Here is a 20,142-nt window from a genome sequence, read left to right on the forward strand (position 1 = left end):
TAAATAAATGATACACTTCAAAACACCTTCGATTAACGGGTGTAAGTGTTGACTTGTATACAAGACTTGAGCAAGGGAGGGATATTCAGGTCTCTATTTCAGTCTTGGAAAGCCTAACAAAAGCTCTTCAATTAGATGCGATTGAACGTAGACATTTAAGGAGCCCTAAATGATTCCAAAAAGAATTGTTTAGGGTTCTTTCTAATATGGGACTCTTTGTACCCTCCAGTATCCCTTTCAGGAGTTTGCCCATTCGTGAGCTTTCCTGCGAGGGACTCCGAGTCTAATGAGGTCCCGTTTACTTGCCAGTTTTGATACTTTGTTATATAGATAGACTGTTTTTCTACCATTTTTTTATTTTAATAAAAGCATCCTCAGTAAATTGAGATAAGTATTTAAACAAGATACTATCATGAACTTCAATCATTTATTGCGCCTCCCCTGTGAGAGGTTAACTTTAATTTTATAATGGCCAGCGCGGCAGGGAATTGAGTGCAGTGCTGCCATTACTCTGTCTTTTGAGTTCTTTACAGAGCAGCATCAGAAAAACCAATGACTTCATATTATGAATACCGGTCATCCTATTTTCCCTCTACAGCTACCCGGTAGTGGTGATTGGCATGTTGAAGATCATGAACAGAAAATCAGGATTCCTATTGGTGGCGGCCATCAGTATTTGGGCTTTGGCTGCATGCGGTGATGCTGAGCTGGATAAGAAGTCAGAACCGGCAGCGGCAGAGGAAGGATCAAAGAGCGATAAGAAGAAAGAGGAGAAGAAAACAGAAGAAAAGGCTCCGGAAAAAGAAAACACGATTACCCTGGCACAATATGAAAAGGCCAAAGGGGGCATGACGTATGAAGAGGTGACAGCCCTATTCGGCTCCAAGGGGGAACTGGTCGGAGATGATAAAGGTGACGGGAACATTACGTACAAATGGATGGGGGCTGAAAAGAAGCTTAGCTCGGCGATGCTGTTCTTTGAAGAAAATAAGCTAGCGACGAAACAGCAGGCAAGGATGGGGCTCGAATCGACCGTAAAAGCGACAAAAGCTCAATTTGACCAAGTAAAAGAAGGGATGAACATGGAACAAATTGAAAAGATCATGGGTGGAAAAGGCAGCATTGGTGTAGAAACGGACGGGGAAAATGGAGAATTTAAGACCGTGCAGTATGTGTACGATGCGGAAGATGAGGACATTTACTATTACTTGAAGAACGGGATTCTGCAAAGCAAATCGTATGGTTTAACTATGAATCTACCATCATGATATTCTTTTTGGTAAAATAATCAAAAAGAGCAGGAGATGATTACGATGGAACACTTCCTATTTAACCAGCTGGCGTTTGTGAGAAACCAAACCTTGAAGCAGCTGGAAGGCGTGACAGAGGATATGGCCGATCGTATTCCGGATGGATTCAGGAACTCGATTCGCTGGAATGCGGGACATGTGTATGTTGTATTGGAGCGGTTTGCTTTTTCATACATAGGTCTTCCTCAAGTATTGCCGGATGGGTTTAAAGAGCAGTTTGAGTACGGATCCACGCCGTTAAACGGGCACTCTTTTCCCGTTCCGACGCTGAATGAGCTGAAGGAACTCATGGAATCCCAGCAGTCCCGGATCAGGGAAGAACTGTCCGGCCGCCTGGAGGAAAAGGTTCCTGCACCGTATACGACTTCTGCCGGAATGACGCTCGAGACGGTCGAACAATTCCTTACCTTCAGCTTGTATCATGAGGGGATGCACGTTGATACGATTAAGATGTATAAGACGTTGCTGGCCCGTAAGCAGTGAAAAGCCACTTTTTAAGTGGCTTTTTTGGCGGAATCCTTACGGGACTTAAATAGATGGGAGTATGATTGAAATTACGATAGGAGGGAGAGGAAGCGTCGGTACTGCTCTTTTAGTATAATAAGGAAAAAGGGGGAGTCCATATGAATCTCATCATTCGGCCGTCACAAAAGAAGGACATGCAGCAGCTGATGGAGCTCGATCGGCTGATCTGGGACAGCACGACTACACCCGTTCTGCTCCATTGGGACTCGGCCGGGGTTTACGAAAAATCGTATCCCGAGGGGCAGCAGACAGTCGCGGCAGATGGAGACCGGATTGCCGGATACATAAGCTATAAGCACCCTGTCGACATTCCGTCCAACCGGCATGTGTTCGACATGGCGATCGGGATTCATCCTGATTATCAGGGCAGGAAAGTAGGGAGCCGCCTCATGGAGCACTTAAGGCAGACCGCCCGCGAACAGGGCGTAAGGAAAATTTCCCTCAGAGTCCTGTCCACAAATGAAAAGGCCATCGCTTTCTACAAAGCCATCGGATTTAAAGAGGAAGGCCGCCTCCACGAGGAATTCTTCCTGGATGGGAAGTATGTGGATGATTTGCTTATGTATAAGATGGTGGATGGATATGAAAATTGAATTCTATGATCTTGGTATTGTAGAAGACCAAAAGTTAGATTTTGCAGTCATAAGTGCTTATTACAAAGGACAATGGGTGTATGTCAGACATCGCAGCCGGCAATCCTGGGAGATTCCAGGTGGAGACAGGGAACAAGGTGAGACAATCGAGGAAACCGCAGGACGAGAGTTGTTTGAGGAAACGGGGACGAAAGAAAGTAACATATTGCCAATCTGTGATTACTCAATGGATGATTCCTTAAATAAAGTGTATGGACGATTATACTTTGCAAGGATCAATGGAACTGGTCCATTACCTGATTCTGAAATAGAAGAAGCAAAAGGATTTAACAGTCTGCCAAATCACCTTACATATCCTGAGATTCAACCTATGTTATATGGAAAAACAATTGCTTTTATGAGAGAGCGTGATTTGTATTAAAATAGAGCAGCCAAGCGGCTGCTCTATTATCAAGTAATATGAGTGAGCTTCTCTGGGTTCATGACGGAGTAAATTGTTTGGATTTTGTTGTCCTCGATGTGAAGGGAGAGGACCGCGTACGCGTGCTTCCCGGCATATAGAATGAGTCCTGGATCTCCGTTTACGTAAGTGATGGAATAGGTCATGTCCTGAGGGAACTTTGACAGAATCCCCATGTAAAAGCGGATGATGCGTTCCGCTCCAAGGATTGGGAAGATGGCTGCTTTTACTTTTCCGCCGCCGTCCGTTAAGAGGGAGGCGTCTGCAGACAGGAGGCTCAGCATTTTGCTTGTATCTCCTGAAGCGAGGGCTCCAAAAAACTGTTCGGCGAGCAATTTTCCCTTTTGGGTCATTTGTGGTTCTTCCTTTGGGGGGACGATGCTCCTTTTAGCCCGCGAGAATATTTGCCGGCAATTGGTGCTGCTCTTGCCGACGATTTCCGCGATTTCCTCATAGCTGTATTGAAGCACTTCTTTCAGGATAAAGACCGCACGCTCTGTTTCGGATAATTGCTGAAGCAGCAGCAGATAGGCCATGGATACCGATTCTTTTAAAAAGATGTGGCCGGCCGGGTCGCCGTTCGGACGGTTTTCGGTAATCAGCGGTTCAGGCAGCCATGTTCCGGTATATTGTTCCCGTTTCTTAGAAGCAGATTTTAGACGATCGATACAGCGGTTTGTCACCATTTTGCATAGATAGGCTTTCTTATTTTGAATACCCCCTGTCTCTGTTTCACTGAATGTGATATACACATCCTGAAGCAGATCCTCTGTATCCTGTACACTGCCGAGCATTCGGTATGCCAAAGAGAAAAGCAGGGGGTGGTGAGAGGTGAAAAGCAGTTCGGATTCAGTCGGACTCACATTATGCCTCCTTTAAAATTCCAGGGTTTGCACACTTTTGAATCATCAAGGCTGACGCTCTTTTCGCGCTTGCGAATGCGGCATCTGCAAGTAATTCGCTGCGGCCGGCTCCATCTCCTGCAATGTAAAGGCCCGGGATATCAGGGACAGCTGGACCGAGGGGAAGATAGCCATTCTGTGCACAGGATCCGTTCGACACCGCTATGTGAGGCAAGTACTGATAGCCTTCCAATTCCTTTCTCCAGCCTGGCTGCATTAATTCCAGGACGTTTTCGAGCTCTCTTTGATCAGACTGGGCATTTGAGGTTGAGTCTGTCCCCAAGTACTTGATGAGACTGATCACGGAGGAGCCAGTATCGCTTAATTGGGCGGCTCTCGATTGATTGGTGAACAGGATCGGCTGGTCGATGCCGATGGCAAATTGCTCGTTCGGTTTTGGGAGCTGACGAAGTGAAACGTCGAGGCAGGCGGCATAAATCGGTTTGACGCGCTGCCTCCATGTATCTAATGAGGTTCCAGCCGCTCCTTCTACCAGAGAGAAGGTTTGATGAGGGCTTGCTGTTGAAAGAACCATCGGAACTTGGATGATGTCCCCGTTTTTTAAAGTAATTACAAACCCTGATTCTTTCTTGATCGAAACAGCAGATTGATGAACGATGTCTGCGCCGAAATCTATAGCCTTTTTCTTTAACGGATCGATCATGGATTGCCAGCCGCCGTCGATATAGAATACCCCATTCATCCCCCTCTGCACTTGATCGAGAACAATCGCCGCCTGCTGATTTTCGGGTCCGATGCAATACGTTGAGGTTCTGCATAGTGCGTAAAAAGCATGCCGGACCATTGGATCGGTCATCTCAGCCTCAGCCCAATCCCGTAAGCTCCTCTCGCCGATTGATGCAGGCTGTAGATTCTTCAGCTTTCTCATCACGTTTCCGAGCTCGATCTTTCCGGATAGCGTTAAAAGTTTTGTGGATAAGAGGGAGGAGAGGCTTGCAGGAAGCGAGAAAAGCGACCCGTTCCAAATGGCTCTCCCCTTCGTATCAGGTACACCGCCCGACAGTTCAATCCCCAGTTGATCTAATACCGCTTCCGCTGCTCCCCCTTTATAGAGAGCATGGGCTCCGATATTGAAATAGGCGCCGTTCTTCTTGATTGTTTTTGCCCGGCCCCCAAGTGCTTTTCCTTTTTCAATCACCACCGTTGAGATCCCGGCCTTTGCCAAATAAACTGCCGCCGTCAAACCAGAAATCCCTCCGCCAATAATCGCTGCTTCATATTTTTTCATCAAAAATTCCCTCTTTCTGTTTTTAGTAACAAGACGAAGAGGGGAGGTGTTCTGTGACAAATTAAGAAGAAAATGGTTCGGGGAAGGGTAAACTACCTCAAGTAATATGAGTTGGTTCATCTTGAAACTTATTATATAGTAAACCTATGAAACAACTAGGGATAAGGAGTGGTACAACTTGAAGTTATCAACGAAAATCTTAGCAGGCCTCATTTTAGGTATTGTGGCAGGCGCTCTATTGCATGCGCTCGCACCCGGTCAAGTGGGAACAATCGATCGTTACATTCTGTCACCTATTGGACAGGCTTTTATCCGCATTATCCAATTTATCGTCGTACCCGTTGTTTTCACATCCTTAATCATCGGACTGACAAGCCTTCAGGGAACAGGAAAGATTGGTTCTTATACAATCAAGCTTTTGCCTTTATACATCGTGACGAGCTCGGTAGCGCTTGCTGTGGGGATGATTACGGCGGCGATTTTGCAGCCGGGATCAGGTGTGTCCCTTTCCAATATGGGGGAGGGACCGAAGACTCAAAAGGGGCAATCCCTGGTAGAGTGGCTCGTCAGCATTGTCCCGACCAATCCATTTGAAGCTTTGAGCACCGCTAATTTGCTGCAGGTTATCATATCCGCCGTGCTGATCGGCGTGGCCATGAACCTGGTAAAAGATAAAGCGAAGCCGTTTCTGTCATTGGTGGAAAGCATCTATGCCATTGCAGATCGGATTCTGCAGCTGATTTTAAAAGCGGCACCGATTGGGGTATTTGCTTTAATGGCCTCTGTCATTGCTTCACAGGGCTTTGGCATTTTGAACAAGCTCCTGTTGTACATTGTGGGACTTCTTTTGGCCATTGCAGTGATGACGGCCATCTATTATGTATTCCTGCTAATCGTTGGCGCTAAGCCAAACCATTTCTTTAAAAGCTTTTTCCCATCATTTTCTTTGGCGTTCGGAACAGCGAGTTCCAACGCGGCTCTTCCCGTTTCCATGGACAACGCAAAAAGCCGCTATGGGATGAATCATGGCGTGGCAAGCTTCGCGCTGCCGTTTGGAACAGCCGTGAAACGGGATGGAGCGGCCATTCTCCAGGGGTTCAACGCCCTGTTTATCGCCCAGTTCTTCGATGTTCCCATTACGGCTTCATTAATTACCGCTGTATTTATCAGCGCCCTGCTTGTCTCCTTCAGTACGGCAGGAGTGCCAGGTGCCGGAATTATCATGATGACGACCGTATTATCGGCGGCCGGACTGCCGCTCGAAGGAATAGCGATTGTCGCAGGAGTCGACAGATTAACGGATGGATTCAGAACCGCTCTCAATGTCATCGGAAGCACCGCGAATGCTGCAGTGATTAACCGCTGGGAGAAAGAATAGCTTGTTAACCAGAGGATTCCTTAGTTATGAGGAATCCTCTATTTAATTTAAGCAACTTGGAAATAAACACCGTTCTTGACTTGCTGAGCATTACATGATAAATTTATCTCGAATCCAAGATATTTTTATAAGGAGCTGTGGACCATGAACCACCTAAAAGGCATCCACCACGTAACCGCAATTACAAGCAGTGCTGAAAAGAACTATGAGTTTTTCACATATGTATTGGGAATGAGACTGATCAAGAAGACGGTGAACCAGGATGATATCCAGACATACCATCTGTTTTTCGCGGATGATAAGGGAAGTGCGGGAACAGATATGACGTTCTTTGATTTCCCGGGCATCCAGAAGGGTATGCACGGAACGAACGAGATTTCCAAAACGTCATTCCGCGTGCCGACCGATGCGGCGCTTGATTACTGGGTGAAGCGATTTGACCGGCTGGACGTGAAGCATGAGGGCATTACGGAGCAGTTCGGGAAAAAAACGCTGTCGTTTGCTGATTTTGATGATCAAAAGTATCAGCTCATTTCCGATGAGTACAACGAAGGAATCGAATCCGGCACACCTTGGCAAAAAGGACCGGTTCCACTGGAGTATGCGATCACCGGACTTGGACCGATTTTCGTCCGGATTGCGAATTTTGATTTCTTGAAGCAGATGCTTGAGAAGGTTCTCCTATTTAAAGAAACGGCGCAGGAAGACTCGTTCCACCTGTTTGAAGTCGGAAAGGGCGGAAACGGAGCTCAGGTCATCGTCGAGGATAACCCGGAACTTCCGGAAGCGGTCCAGGGCTTTGGAACCGTTCATCATGCAGCGTTCCGAGTGGAAGACCGCACCGTGCTGGATGAATGGACAGACAGGCTTTCAAGCTTCCGTCTGCCAAACTCCGGCTATGTGAACCGCCATTTCTTTGAATCCCTGTATGCAAGAGTGGCTCCGCAAATCCTGTTCGAATTCGCGACAGACGGACCTGGATTCATGGGAGACGAACCGTATGAAACACTCGGCGAGAAATTGTCGCTCCCTCCATTCCTTGAGCCGAAGCGCGCAGAGATTGAAGGTTTGGTAAGACCGATTGATACGGTGAGGAGTACGAAGGAGTTTGTGAAGGAATAAAGACAGCTTGCTTCAAACCATCGGGAAACCCGTCATTATTTGACGGGTTTTTCTTATATAATAGATAGTGGAACGATAGGAGGAAGAGTGGATGGAATTTAAAGAGGCAATTCTTAGCGCTGATTTTCAAAAAGCGAAGGAAATCGCCAGTCATAAAAATATGGATGCGGAAAGCTTGATGGATAACCTTTTCCTCATTGCATATGAAGAGGGAAGCATGGCTGCATATGGTTTCGCAAATCAATTAATCCTGGAAGAGGAAACGTCAGAGCATCATTATTTAGCCTCCTTTCTGCTCAGTATGGGGTTAACCCATTTTGAAGGGGCTTATCCAACAGCCTTTTACCACGCAAAACGAGCTGCCGAGCTCTCACCTGAGGATCTTTCCTATAAAGAATATCTCCTGTTTTTTCATATCCTTCCCGATCCGCTTTTAAGCAGGGAAGAAGCCATTGATATTGCCGGGCAGATCCTTGAAGTGGAGCCGGATAACGACTCTGCTTTAGAGGTTTTGAATCAAAAGAAATGAACGTATTCTACATCCCTAGAACGGCCAAGGCTTACCGGCCTGCTGCAGGATCGGAATTGGCCGGGGAGCACTGGCAGCGAGCGAGATCTTTAGAGGGGTAGGGAAAGAAATCAGTATTCCCTATATTGAGGCTGAGGTAATCGAAGCGCTCAAACGGAACGATCCAGGCTGTACTTGGGATGGGATGAACGGGATTTCCAGGAGACTGACCACTATCGGCAATTGAACATGCTGGCTGAGGATTAAAATTATTTTCTCTCCTCCGAGAATCCTACTAGTGCAAATCAGCCATTCCTATAGCAAAAAAATTCGGAAAAACAGCCAACGAGTCAGACAATACGGGAAGGACAGGCAGGTTTTTGCCATTCTCGTCTTCGTTTCAGTCCTACTAAAGGATAGTAGCAAGGAATACTCCGCATACTATATAAAAAGGACAAAACTTGAAGGGATTGCTTCATCATGTCAAAGACCAGGAAAATGAGTTCAGCCGAGATCGGTGCTTTGTGGACAACGTATCATAAAAAGACGATGATCCTTAGAATACTGGAGGGGTTAATCGAGAAATCGGATGAGAATGAAGCAAGGAATTTGATGTCTGATCTGCATAGGAAGCTTGATAAGAAAGTTCTTGAAATGAAAACGATGATTGAAAAGGAAGGAGCAGCCGTACCGGTGGGATTTACAAGCCAGGATGTCCATCTCGATTCACCGAAACTATTCGATAACGGCTTCGATATTATGTTTTGCAGGGTACTGAAGCAAATCAGCATGGGTATGTATGTACTCCACATGACCATCTCTTACCGGGAAGACATTATAGAATATTATAGGCAGCTGACGGATTTAACACAGACCTATTATGAAAAGTTCACCCAATATCTTCTGAAAAAAGAACTTCTATCATATCCCAACTATAGTACCATGCCAAAATCGGTTGGTTACATAACAGATCAATCCTACACAAAAGGCACCAATTTATTTGGAGAAAAAAGACCCTTAAATACAATTGAATTCGGGATGATGTACCATTCAATTGAGACAAACATTTTCGGAATGCAATTAATGAAGGCCTTTGCCCAATGCACCAAGGATGAGGAAGTGAAAAAATACTTTATCAGCGGGCACGAGCTGGCAAAGGAAATATTAAAAGAAACGAACGAAATTCTTCTGGCGGATGATATACAGCCTCCTGCTGCATCTGGCGGAACCTTAACTGGCTCGACAGCCGCACCTTTCTCCGAATATCTGATGCTGTACTGTACATACCTGTTAGGCGGATTCGGGCTTGGAGGCCAGGGCTTTAGCTCAGTTTTTATCCTTCGGAATGATTTGAGAGCAAAGTCGGCCGTATTTGCGAAAGACACGTACGAATACACGATGGCAGGTGCCAAATTAATGATGGATAAAGGGTGGATGGAGGAGCCTCCGGGAATGGACAGCTGATCAGGATGAATCAGAGGTGCTTATTGGGCCTCCATTTACTTAATAACAAACCTGTTTATGATAATTGCTGACTTTTCCTAAATAATTGCTGACTTTTTCCTATTAATTGCTGAAACACACCTTGTCCGGTTAAAAAGGGGTCCCGCGCTTTATGCACGGGACCCCTTTTGATTATTCAAGAATGGCTTATCGCAGCGTGCTCCACATAATCAGATAAAAACCGCACGTTCCGCTCATACATATGGGCACTATTCAGAATGGCGTGCTTAAGTGGAATCGGTTTGAGAAGAATTTCTTCCGCGGTCAGCCCCTTCTGTTTATGAGCGCATACGAAACTCAACATATCTTTAAGGTAGCTTTTCATTTTTCCTATATGCTCCGGTCCTCCGACAGGTCCGTGCCCTGGAATGACCGCGTCAATTTCAAACGGTGCGAGACGGTCCAGAATTGTGAGCCATTCTTCCGGACGTCCATGTCCCATCCACGCATGGTTGTCTACTAAAACCAAGTCTCCCGCGAACAAAACCTTTTCCTTCGGTACATACATAATGAGGTCGCTGCACGTGTGGCCGCAGCCGAAATGATGAAGCTCCACACTGCGCTTGCTGCACTCAAGGACAAGCTTATTCTCCATCAGCAGGGTTGGAAGGATTTCTTCTAAAAGATCCATCGCTTCTTCCTGTCTTCGTTTGTCAGATAAATTGATTTCAAGGGAGCGGCGCAGCTGATCGTTTTCCGTTCCTGCGATCCTCTCTTCGGCTTTTTGCAAGAAGTTTATTAGAGCAGTTTTCCGTTCAGAAAGACTCTGTTCTGCAAAAGCTTCAGCTATTTTTTCCTTCGTTTTGGGGGTGGAAATGATCACACAGTCTTTAAAAAGCTGGTTTCCATTTGTATGGTCGCCGTGATAATGGCTGTTAACAGCGTATTTCACGGGGTTTCCCGTCAAGCTTTCAGCTGTGGCCCGAAGCTCAGCCGCTGCCTGTGGCAGAGCGAACGTATCAAACACGAGGGTGACCTGTCCCAAATTGACGAACCCGGCATTTCCAAGCGCTCCCATTCCTTCTTTCACAATGGCCGCATACACTCCTGGACGAACTTCCTCGCACGTAAAGTAATGGTTTTCCATTAGGGCCTCCTGGCTTTTTGGCGTTGCCTAACCATTTCGGGGTGAGAAGTTAGAATCCTTTTTCCTTGTAAAAAATGAGAGTTTTGGAGGAGACTTGGGAAAGACAGGGAGGATTTTGTCAATATATGCTGAAATATAAAAGAACAAACATCCGGCTTTTTGGTGCAAGGAATATCGGACATACACTTTTGTCCTTAATTAGAATAGAAGAGGAAGGGAGGTTAGCGGATGGAATGGCTAGACCGGATGAACAGGGCATTGGATTACATAGAAAATCATTTGCAGGAAGAGATTGATTATAAGGAATTGGCGAAGGCGGCCTGCTCCTCGGAATTCCATTTCTCGAGAATGTTTTCGGCGATATCAGGAATATCCCTTTCTGAATACATTCGGCGGAGAAGGCTGACGCATGCCGCATTCGAGCTGCAGAAAAGTGATCGCCGGATTCTGGAGATTGCCAATCAATACGGCTATGAATCAGCGGATTCGTTTGCACGAGCGTTTCATAAAACCCATGGAATCAAGCCTTCTGAAGCACGCCGGGAAGGAGCGCAGCTGAAAGCCTTTCCTAAGCTCTCCTTTCAATTAACAATCAAAGGGGATACGGAAATGGAGTATCGGATTGAGCATCTTGATTTTGAACTGATTTTAACAGGGAAAAGGGAGCCGGTGAAAACAAGCCGTGCCTTTAAAACCATTCCAAAACTCTGGAGCCAGGCGAAGAAAGAAGGGTTTACACAGCAATTAATCGATCTGTCATGGGAAAATCCAAAATGTAAGATGGAAGGCATTTTAGGCGTCTGCGGCAAAGAAGCTGCCATTACCGATGAGGAATTTGATTACTTTATGGGGGTCCGGTATGAAGGCGACTTCCCAAAAGATTTGGAAATTCTTACGATTCCCCCGGCCACATGGGCGGTATTTCCGAATATCCCGGATGCTTGGAAGCGCCTCTATACGGAATGGGTTCCTACATCCGGCTACGAACTGGCGAATCTGCCGTGCATCGAGTGCTACTACGGACCGGGCCGCAAGCCGAGGCATGAATTGTGGGTACCGGTGATCATGAAGTGATGAATTCCTGACACGATTGAAAGGACCGTTGCAGACCTGTTACATTAATGATAAGACAAACAGACGGGGTGCCGGATATGTATTTAGCTGATTTTGAGGATTTTATCAATGAAACGATCCTGAAGCGCGGAAAAGATTATTATAAAAAAGGTCAGATCTTAAAGCTTCGGGAAGTGGATGGCATGCATAAGGCCGTTGTAGAGGGCAGCAGCTATCCTTATCATGTCAATGTGAAAATGGCCGGCGGAACGGTTCTTGAAACGTATTGCGATTGTCCGTTCGACGGGCTTTACTGCAAGCATGAAGCGGCTGTGCTTTTTGCTTTGAGAGACGGCATGGTGGAACGGGAACCCGAGGAGAGCAAATCGAAAAAGAAAGAGACAGCGATTGAAGACCTGCTTCCTCAAATGAAAAAAGAGGACCTCGTCCGTGTATTGATTGACCTTTCTGAAACCTATCCGGAAATTGAGAAAAAGCTGCTCTTCGAATTTGCGCCAATTGAGGACGAGGTGGCAGCGAGCAAAAAAATGATCCGCGAATACATACGCAAGGCTAAGAAGCAAGGATTCATTTCATATGGCCGAGTTGATCAGGCCCTTTATGGAGCGGTGCTTACACTTGAAAAGGCACAGATAAAAAGGGATGCCGGCCAGCCTGAAAGTACGGTGCTGCTGAGTCTTGCGGTCATGTCGATCGTTATTGAGATGCTGCAATACACAGATGACTCCAGCGGTTCTATCGGCTCTGTATTATTTACAGCCGTGAATCTCATCGATGAAGCCGTTGAAGAGGGCTTGGGGCAGTGGCCGGAAGCGAAACAGAAAGAATTATTGAAAGCCATTTTAAAAGAAGCCATGCATGCCAGATACGATGACTGGAGCGAGCGCGTTGATCTGCTTCGGATATGTGTCCAGTTTGCCGTTGATCCTGAACTCCGAAAAGAACTGGAAAAGACGCTGTTGAAACGACTGAGGGAACTAAATGGGGAAGATTATGGCGGACGGTATGAAGAAGAGAGCATCATGGGCTTTTTGCTTGAACTTTACGAATCGGCAGACCTGGAAGAGGCCGAGGCATTTCTCAAGGCAAACCTCAGCTACCCGTCATTCAGGGAAATAGCCATTAACCGGTCTATGGAAAGCGGGGACTATCAGCAGGCGATTTCCCTATGTGAAGAAGGAATCCATGCAAAAAAGGAACGGCAGGGAAATATAATCAAGTGGAAAAAGCTTGAATATAAGGCCTATGAGCTGCTTGGCGATCGTGAAAAGCAAAAGGAACTGGCAAGAAAGCTAATCAGCGGTCAAGAAGGAATCCATTACTACCTCAAGTTGAAAGAGCTGTATGATCCTGAAGAGTGGCCGGCTGTTTTGGAAGAGCTTTTAACTGAACTCTACCCATCAAGTCCTTATAACCCTTACTTGGAAATCCTTAAAATCGAGAACCAAAAGGACAAAATTCTGGAGTACTGCCGCGCTTCAACCAGTGAAATCGTAAGGCTGCATCCTTATATTCAGGGGGAGTATCCAGAAGAAGTGAACGACATTTTTGCCCAGCACATTCGAAATGAATCATCCCGGGCCTCCAACCGCAATCAGTATAAGAAAGTAACCAAGCTATTTGAGCCTTACAAAAAAGCATGTGGGGAATCGAGCGCCCGTGGGCTAGCAGAGGATCTGAAGAAGGAATATCACTACCGTCCGGCGATGGTGGAGGAACTGGAGAACGTATAGGGGGAGAAGCAGATCATTTCTGGTCTGCTTTTTTGTATTTTCCAATTATTCTCTTTTGTGTGGTAATATTTACATAGATTAATAACGATTATGAATGGAGAATAATTGAATGAAATTAATGGGGAAATTGTGTTTAACTGCGGTTTTGACATTAGGGTTGTTTCATCCAGGAGGATCTGCAGAAGCTGCAGGAACGAATTTTTCGTCTAAGTGTACAAAGTACGGTGTATTAAAACCTAATGTAAATCCGTCTTTTCAGCATATGAATTGCTTGTTAACAAATGCTGCATTGGCAGCTGATATACCGCCAGAAGTAGTGAAAGCTGTTGCTACGCAAGAAAATGGCAAGTGGCAGCAATTTGGAATTAAACCTGTTGATAGCGGCATCGGTCTTATGCAGGTCACTAACTACCCTGGTTACTCCAAGGAAAAATTGAAAAATAATGTTATCTATAACATTGACGCTGGTGTTAGCATTCTTTCAAAAAAGTATGATAGTAATGTTCCTAAGATAAAAGGGGCAGGCCGGAGTATTATTGAAAACTGGTATTTTCCTGTAATGGCTTATAACGGAATCAAGCCTGTGAACAGTCCGCTTATAAAAGCAACCGGCAAGAAAAATACAAGGGCGTACCAGGAAGAAGTGTTCACCAAAATAGTGAAAGATAGCTTAATGGGGTCTGCAAATCTAGGTCAATTCCCTTTCAATACAGCAGATTTTGAATATGATCCCACATCCAATAAGAACATCGTTTTTCGAAAGATGGAATACTCTATAAAAAATCTGCATCCAACCGTTTATCAATTTAAAGCAGGAAATCGAGTGATGGTGACAGTAAATAGCGTCAATGTAAGGGTTCATCCAGATACTACAAAATCGGCAAAAAATGTGGGGAAAAATACCGTTTTATTAGTTAGGGGAGATTTTGTTTATAGCAAAAGTTCTGCTAATCAATTTGTTTGGTACCCGGTAAGAACGGCTGATCAAAAGATAAAGGGATATATTTCATCCGCTTACATTAAAAAACTTTAATAGGCCATAAAAAAAGAAGCAGAGATTGAAAGCTAATCTCTGCTTCTTTTTATTTTCCTGCAAGCGAATCTCAATCTTCCTCAATCTTCAAAACCTGTTTCTTCTCAATCTTATGCAGCTGATACAGCCTGTAAATATGGCTGACGATTACTTTCAGCACGGCATATACCGGCACAGCGAGGATCATGAAGAGCAATCCGCCCATGCTTCCGGCGACGAGCAAGAGAAGGATGATGGTCAATGGATGGACATCAAGTTTCCGCCCCATGATGAGCGGGGAGCTGATATTTCCGTCAATTTGCTGGACAATAATGGCGACGATCAGTACTTTGACTGCCATAAATGGAGAGTCAATGAATCCAATGATTAACGCCGGAATGATAGCTAAGAACGGTCCGATAAACGGGATCACATTCGTAAACATGGCCACAATCGCCAGGATCAAAGAATATTTGACGCCGATAATCAGGTAGCCTATGTACATCATGATACCGACTATTAGACAGATGATTGCCTGTCCCTGAATGTAGGAACTCAGCGCGGAGTCCATGTCCTTTAGAATTTTTTTTGATTCGTTTGCTTTTAACGGGAAGAAGCGGGCAATCTTTGTTGACAGGCCTTCGCTGTCTTTCAATAGATAGAACAGGATAAATGGAACCGTCACGATGATGGTGGCGAGGCTTGAGATAATGCCAATTACGCCTGTTATGCCGTTTCCGATATTGCTTACATTGTTTTTAAGATAATCAGAAACTTTGGCAGTCGCCTGTTCCACCGTCATATTGCTGTTTTCCTCGAAACGGGACATCCATGAACTTTGTCTGATTTCATTGGCTTTGGTCTGAAGCGTTTCAATAATGCTTGGGGCATTATCAATCAGTGTTTTGAACTGCTTCTGAATTTCGGGACCAATAAGGAAGAATAGCAGCGTGCCGATGCCGATAAATAGGATGTAAATGACAACGATTGATAACGTTTTTGGAACTTTTTTGTGATCCAGGTAAAGAACGATTGGCCGAAATAAATAGAAAATGACCCCTGAAATCAAAAACGGAAAGAATAACGTTTGAAAAATGATGACGAGCGGTGTGAAAATGAACTGAACCTTCACAGCAAGCATAATGATGACCAAAATAATGATGATGGTATAACCAAGTCTGAAATATTTGGAATCCGGCAAACTGGAACACTCCTTTTTCGAAAGCAATTGCACATTATCATGTCGCAATTGCCTAAATTAATAAAAGCTTAGACACTCAATTATATAAGAAAACGAAAAGAAACGCATTTTTTTCCAAATTGTTCTTTTTATTTATTAGCTCTGTTAAACTTGGCTGTTGATTGCAGCTAGCAGGCGCTCGCTTTCCGCGGGGCGGGCGGTGAGCCTCCTCCTCGCTTCGCGACTGCGGGGTCTCACCTGTCCCGCTGCTCCCGCAGGAGTCTCGTGCCTTCCACTCCAATCAACAGGTTTTAAAAATCAACAAAATGCTTTAACATAGCCTATTTGTTCAATCAGTCAGCCTACTTTACCCTGCCAGTAAGAATCGGAAACTTTAGGGGAATAACATTGGAGGAATTCCGCTATTTTTCAAGAAGTACCTATAGAGAAAACCTTAAGGAATGGGTGAACCGCGCTTGAGAACTGAAAAGGAAATGTTTGATTTAATTATAGGCACGGCCGAACGGGATCATCGCATTCGAGCAGTCTATATGAATGGCTCAAGGACGAACCCGAATGCCCCGAAGGATATTTTTCAGGATTACGATATTGTCTATGTAGTGACAGAAACCGCTTCCTTCATTAATGATGAGGGCTGGATTGGAGTGTTCGGGGATTTGCTTATCCTCCAGGAGCCCGATAAAATGGACCAGCTTGTTGGAATAGAGACGGATTTTGATCAATCCTACGCCTATTTAATGCTTTTTACTGACGGAGTTCGCATTGACCTTCATATTGAAACCGAGGAAGCGATGATGGAAAACGGATATATCTCAGAGAAGCTGACGGTTTCGTTATTGGATAAAGACGGTATTTTGCCGGAACTCCCAGATCCATCTGATGAGGATTATCACATAAAAAAACCTTCTGAACCGCTTTTTTTGAATGGCTGCAATGAATTTTGGTGGTGCCTTCAGAACGTGGCAAAAGGAATCTGGCGGGACGAGCTGCCGTATGCAAAGCAATTCTTTGAGGACCCGGTTCGAACTGTTCTTAATGAGATGGTTTCATGGTGGATTGGAACTAAGCATGGCTTCCAAGTTTCATCAGGGAAAATGGGAAAGTACTTCAAGAAGTATCTGCCTGAATCCTACTGGGAGCTTTATAAAGAAACCTACTCTGACGGCAATCCGGAAAACATGTGGAGATCCGTATTTGCGGCATGTGAGCTGTTCCAGGCTTTGGCTAAAGAAGTCGCCGATTATTTCTCGTTTACCTATAACTTGGATGAAGCTGCGAAAATGACGAACTATCTTAAGCGGGTAAAGATATGCCTGGTGCAGGTCTCCAATAAGAGCTTTGAGAAATCCCCATCTATCTATAATACTATAATGATAGAATGGTAACAAAAGAATGAAGCGAGCTGATGGAATGAAAAAGAAGGTTGTGTTAGCCGGCGGAACGGGGTTTATCGGTCATTACCTGAACGGCCAGTTTGCAGGAGCGGGTTATGATGTGAAGGTCATTTCGAGAGGTTCAAAGAGCCATTCATGGGACCGGTTTGATTCAGTTGTTGAAGCAATTGAGGGCTCAGATATGCTGATCAATCTCGCAGGGAAATCCGTTAATTGCCGCTACAATGAGAAGAATAAAGCCGAGATTTTCAGCTCGAGGACGGATACAACCGAAATGCTGGGAAAAGCGGTTCTGAAATGTGTAAATCCGCCATCTCTTTGGATCAACTCGAGTACAGCGACCATTTACCGCCATGCGGAGGACCGGCCGATGACAGAGGAGAACGGGGAGATTGGATCTGGTTTTTCTGTAGAGGTAGCCAAGGCTTGGGAAAAATCGTTCTTCAGTTTTGACTTGCCGAATACACGCCAGGCAGCGTTAAGGATTGCCATTGTTCTCGGGGACGGAGGCGTCATGACCCCATACAAAAACCTCGCCAAATTCGGACTCGGCGGTGTGCAGGGATCGGGGAAGCAGATGTTCAGCTGGATTCACGTTGAGGATGTTTACCGAATCATTCAATTTATCCGTGAGAACGAACACTTAAGCGGCGTATTCAATACGGCTGCGCCTAAGCCTATTTCCAATAAAGAATTTATGAGCGAGGTTCGGAAAGCGATGAACATCAAGTTCGGACTGCCCTCTCCGAAATGGATGCTGGGGATGGGTGCCGTGTTCATTCGGACGGAAACCGAGCTCGTTCTAAAAAGCAGATGGGTGATTCCGGAGCGGCTGGAGAGGGAAGGGTTTACGTTTAAGTATCCGGATATGGAGTCGGCGCTTGGTGAGATTTTGGGAGAGGGAGCGAGGTAGGTGCCAGTCCCGCTATCCTTCACCGCATCAGGGGACAGAGACTGCAGTCTTCGAGCCCTTACGCAGCAAGGGTTTGAAAGGATGGTACCGGAGCTTTATTGCGGTAAAATCTGAGGGGACTGGCACGGTGCCAGTCCCCCTATTCTTCACCGCAACAGGGGACAGAGACCGCAGTCCGCGAGCCCTAGCGCTCCAAGGTTTTGAAAAGGTGGTGCCAGAGCTTCACTTCGGTAAAATTTGAGGGGACTGACCCCTGCTACTGCCACTCCGTTCGAGTGGACCCCTGCTCACGCCACTCCGTTTGAGGGGACTGACCCCTCAGAATAAACTCAAGCATTCTCCAAAACCCATACCTCTTCATCCCCATACATAACCCCTGTCGCCTGAAACCCCATTTTTCCATAGAGCTTCCTTGCTCCTTCGTTGTCCATCCTTACGGTTAAACGGATTTCCCGACAGTTCGGATTGTGCTCCTTTATCCAGCGGATCATTTCAGCGAGGGCGTCCCGGCCATAACCTTTTCCCTGATGCTCGCTATCAATCAAAAAGCCGTTGATCCAATACATATTGGCCGTCGCCTCATCACGTGCATGCATGATAAAGCCTACCATTTTAGCGGCATGATAGATTCCGAATGGGAGATATTCAATGCTGTCCCCATCCGGCTTTATGCCGATTTTTGCAAGAGATACGGCCGGTGAAGGGACTAAATGGATTTGAGCCGATTTAAGCTTGAGTTCCAACGCATCCTCCCAGTTATCTCTCGTAACCGGTTTTAAATGAATGGTCATAGAAACCTCCTGTTAAGTAAAGGCATACCTGAATAATCCGTAGTATAGCGGCCCGAGAAAAACAATAAAACTCCCGGCAATGACTATCGGCCGGGCCGATTTTGGAATTTCTTCGTAGAGGGGTTCTCCATTTACATCCTTCAATTTGATGCTGAAAATAATATCCCACAGCAAACCCCCGAAAAAAGCGAATTTCCAAAAAAGCGGACTTAAGAAGCTGGAGTTTGTCACATACCCCATCAATCCGATCCAGGTGATGATGGAGATGACGAAATCCACGCGCATCAGGTTTGTCTTGTACCCTCCTTTAAGCAAAAAGCCAATCGCTGCCGTTCCCAAAATTCCTAAGTAGATGACCCATAAAGTATGTATCACTTGATGTACCTGCTTTCTATAGTATGACTCCATTATAGTTGAGAGGGGTAAGAGATTAATAGACCTCCGAATTATTCCGTTCTTTCAATCCATGTTTTCACGATTTCCTCCAGATGTCCTCTCTTATTCATTACATCTTCCATATCTGTAAAGACTGCGATGGCTCTGTCAGGCGCAGCCCATTCGAGCAATCCAGTCTCATCAGGAAAAAGCGGCTCCTTGCCGGTACCCTCTCTTACTTTCGCTCCACGATGAAAAATCAGCCGGAAGGAGTCTTTGCCCCGCAGGTTAAAGGTAATCCGATCCTCTCCGTTTATGCAGAAGCTCGGTGCATTCCATTTAATGTGTTCGGTCAGCCGGCCGCAGGCAGCAAGAATGATGGAGCGGACCTCTTCAATTTCCTTCTTTAATGGATGCTCAAGACTAATCATAAATTCTGCAGCTTGTTCAGAACCGTTGTGTTTGAGCTGTTTTTTCGGCATTTATCCAACACGCTCCTTTCCTATCCTTTGTATTCGTGATTGAACAAAAAAAACCTTTTGAACTTTTTAAAGATGGGCTCGCCCAGTTAGAACCCAAACCCGCCATCATTCATAAAGTGAAGGAGAATGTGCCAGAAAATTGGTGAATTCACCTATCGCCGCTTTAGATAATAAAGACTTTGTAAATATAAAAATGTGGAGGTTATGATCATGTATCCAATTCAAAATGATTTACAGGCATTGCAGCTTGGCGACTATCATGCAGGGCAAGTGATTCCCTGGGATTCTCGTGATGCACAATATGGCGATTCAAGTCGGATTTTCGGTTGCGTAGGTTTTGGCATTTTAAGATGTTTCGGATGTTTCGGCTGTGTGGGCTGTGTGGGCTGTGCGGGCTGCGGCGGCTGCGGCGGATGCGGCGGATGCGGTGGATGCGGCGGATGTGCCCGTTGCGGCGGATGTGCCCGCTGCGGAGGGTGTGCCCGCTGCGGAAGATGCTTCCGGGGGGAATGATTTTAAAACCTCTGCAC

21 protein-coding genes and 1 pseudogene are annotated in these 20,142 nt (G+C 45.7%); 15 read left to right on the top strand and 7 right to left on the bottom strand.

Annotation, left to right across the window (positions count from 1 at the left end; genetic code table 11):
• Window positions 1-32: 32 nt before the first annotated feature.
• From J9317_RS03615 to J9317_RS03635, 5 genes and pseudogenes are all read left to right on the top strand, one after another.
• A pseudogene (locus J9317_RS03615) lies at window positions 33-158 on the top strand (helix-turn-helix domain-containing protein); the annotation flags it as partial.
• A gap of 474 nt (window positions 159-632) precedes the next feature.
• Window positions 633-1,268 (top strand): hypothetical protein, encoded by a 636-nt coding sequence (locus J9317_RS03620; RefSeq protein ID WP_211556523.1) that lies wholly within the window; start codon window positions 633-635, stop codon window positions 1,266-1,268.
• 45 nt (window positions 1,269-1,313) lie between these two features.
• Complete coding sequence (locus tag J9317_RS03625; RefSeq protein WP_211556524.1) at window positions 1,314-1,793, top strand: DinB family protein; 480 nt, start codon at window positions 1,314-1,316, stop codon at window positions 1,791-1,793.
• A gap of 140 nt (window positions 1,794-1,933) precedes the next feature.
• A complete protein-coding gene (locus J9317_RS03630; RefSeq protein WP_211556525.1) occupies window positions 1,934-2,428 on the top strand; it encodes a GNAT family N-acetyltransferase in 495 nt (164 codons plus the stop codon).
• The gene (locus J9317_RS03635) at window positions 2,418-2,849 is read left to right on the top strand and encodes an NUDIX hydrolase (protein WP_211556526.1); all 432 of its coding nucleotides are present in this window, start codon (window positions 2,418-2,420) and stop codon (window positions 2,847-2,849) included. Before J9317_RS03630 ends, J9317_RS03635 begins: the two co-directional genes overlap by 11 nt.
• Window positions 2,850-2,878: 29 nt before the next feature.
• Here the strand turns inward: J9317_RS03635 and J9317_RS03640 are convergent, their stop codons facing one another.
• On the bottom strand, window positions 2,879-3,751 hold the full coding sequence (locus J9317_RS03640) for an RNA polymerase sigma-70 factor (protein ID WP_211556527.1): 873 nt from the start codon (window positions 3,749-3,751) through the stop codon (window positions 2,879-2,881).
• A gap of 1 nt (window position 3,752) precedes the next feature.
• Entirely contained in the window at window positions 3,753-5,039 is a 1,287-nt protein-coding gene (locus J9317_RS03645; protein WP_211556528.1) for a phytoene desaturase family protein, read from the bottom strand.
• Window positions 5,040-5,217: 178 nt separating this feature from the next.
• Here J9317_RS03645 and J9317_RS03650 point away from each other — a divergent pair, with 178 nt between their 5' ends.
• From J9317_RS03650 to J9317_RS03665, 4 genes are all read left to right on the top strand, one after another.
• Complete coding sequence (locus tag J9317_RS03650; RefSeq protein WP_211556529.1) at window positions 5,218-6,417, top strand: dicarboxylate/amino acid:cation symporter; 1,200 nt, start codon at window positions 5,218-5,220, stop codon at window positions 6,415-6,417.
• Window positions 6,418-6,561: 144 nt separating this feature from the next.
• Window positions 6,562-7,539 carry a ring-cleaving dioxygenase gene (locus tag J9317_RS03655; RefSeq protein ID WP_211556530.1) on the top strand — a complete coding sequence of 326 codons (978 nt, stop codon included), beginning with the start codon at window positions 6,562-6,564 and terminating at the stop codon, window positions 7,537-7,539.
• A 91-nt stretch (window positions 7,540-7,630) separates the two neighbouring features.
• Window positions 7,631-8,068: a hypothetical protein gene (locus J9317_RS03660; RefSeq protein WP_211556531.1), complete on the top strand. Its 438-nt coding sequence runs from the start codon at window positions 7,631-7,633 to the stop codon at window positions 8,066-8,068.
• A 459-nt stretch (window positions 8,069-8,527) separates the two neighbouring features.
• Window positions 8,528-9,511: a DUF3231 family protein gene (locus J9317_RS03665; RefSeq protein ID WP_211556532.1), complete on the top strand. Its 984-nt coding sequence runs from the start codon at window positions 8,528-8,530 to the stop codon at window positions 9,509-9,511.
• Window positions 9,512-9,686: 175 nt separating this feature from the next.
• Here the strand turns inward: J9317_RS03665 and J9317_RS03670 are convergent, their stop codons facing one another.
• Window positions 9,687-10,637: an MBL fold metallo-hydrolase gene (locus J9317_RS03670; protein WP_211556533.1), complete on the bottom strand. Its 951-nt coding sequence runs from the start codon at window positions 10,635-10,637 to the stop codon at window positions 9,687-9,689.
• Window positions 10,638-10,865: 228 nt separating this feature from the next.
• Between J9317_RS03670 and J9317_RS03675 the strand changes: the two genes are divergently transcribed.
• From J9317_RS03675 to J9317_RS03685, 3 genes are all read left to right on the top strand, one after another.
• Window positions 10,866-11,711, top strand: a complete 846-nt coding sequence (locus J9317_RS03675) for an AraC family transcriptional regulator (protein ID WP_211556534.1) — start codon at window positions 10,866-10,868, stop codon at window positions 11,709-11,711.
• A gap of 77 nt (window positions 11,712-11,788) precedes the next feature.
• Window positions 11,789-13,444 carry an SWIM zinc finger family protein gene (locus J9317_RS03680; protein ID WP_211556535.1) on the top strand — a complete coding sequence of 552 codons (1,656 nt, stop codon included), beginning with the start codon at window positions 11,789-11,791 and terminating at the stop codon, window positions 13,442-13,444.
• Window positions 13,445-13,553: 109 nt separating this feature from the next.
• Window positions 13,554-14,477 (top strand): transglycosylase SLT domain-containing protein, encoded by a 924-nt coding sequence (locus J9317_RS03685; RefSeq protein ID WP_249291982.1) that lies wholly within the window; start codon window positions 13,554-13,556, stop codon window positions 14,475-14,477.
• A gap of 70 nt (window positions 14,478-14,547) precedes the next feature.
• On the opposite strand, the gene J9317_RS03690 is transcribed toward J9317_RS03685, so the two are convergent.
• Entirely contained in the window at window positions 14,548-15,657 is a 1,110-nt protein-coding gene (locus tag J9317_RS03690; protein ID WP_211556536.1) for an AI-2E family transporter, read from the bottom strand.
• A gap of 455 nt (window positions 15,658-16,112) precedes the next feature.
• On the opposite strand from J9317_RS03690, the gene J9317_RS03695 reads away from it, so the two are divergent.
• The gene (locus J9317_RS03695; protein WP_211556537.1) at window positions 16,113-17,042 is read left to right on the top strand and encodes an aminoglycoside 6-adenylyltransferase; all 930 of its coding nucleotides are present in this window, start codon (window positions 16,113-16,115) and stop codon (window positions 17,040-17,042) included.
• Between the two features lie 25 nt (window positions 17,043-17,067).
• Window positions 17,068-17,964: a TIGR01777 family oxidoreductase gene (locus tag J9317_RS03700; protein ID WP_211562091.1), complete on the top strand. Its 897-nt coding sequence runs from the start codon at window positions 17,068-17,070 to the stop codon at window positions 17,962-17,964.
• Between the two features lie 329 nt (window positions 17,965-18,293).
• Here the strand turns inward: J9317_RS03700 and J9317_RS03705 are convergent, their stop codons facing one another.
• The 3 genes from J9317_RS03705 to J9317_RS03715 all read right to left on the bottom strand — a co-directional run bounded on the left by J9317_RS03705 (window position 18,294) and on the right by J9317_RS03715 (window position 19,612).
• The gene (locus J9317_RS03705) at window positions 18,294-18,755 is read right to left on the bottom strand and encodes a GNAT family N-acetyltransferase (RefSeq protein WP_211556538.1); all 462 of its coding nucleotides are present in this window, start codon (window positions 18,753-18,755) and stop codon (window positions 18,294-18,296) included.
• A gap of 12 nt (window positions 18,756-18,767) precedes the next feature.
• Complete coding sequence (locus J9317_RS03710) at window positions 18,768-19,130, bottom strand: hypothetical protein (protein ID WP_211556539.1); 363 nt, start codon at window positions 19,128-19,130, stop codon at window positions 18,768-18,770.
• Between the two features lie 71 nt (window positions 19,131-19,201).
• Window positions 19,202-19,612, bottom strand: coding sequence for a DUF1801 domain-containing protein (locus J9317_RS03715; protein WP_211556540.1), 411 nt, complete (start codon window positions 19,610-19,612; stop codon window positions 19,202-19,204).
• Window positions 19,613-19,822: 210 nt separating this feature from the next.
• On the opposite strand from J9317_RS03715, the gene J9317_RS03720 reads away from it, so the two are divergent.
• A complete protein-coding gene (locus J9317_RS03720; protein WP_211556541.1) occupies window positions 19,823-20,125 on the top strand; it encodes a heterocycloanthracin/sonorensin family bacteriocin in 303 nt (100 codons plus the stop codon).
• Window positions 20,126-20,142: the final 17 nt, after the last annotated feature.

It is taken from the genome of Metabacillus flavus (genome assembly GCF_018283675.1).
Classification (GTDB): domain Bacteria; phylum Bacillota; class Bacilli; order Bacillales; family Bacillaceae; genus Metabacillus_B; species Metabacillus_B flavus.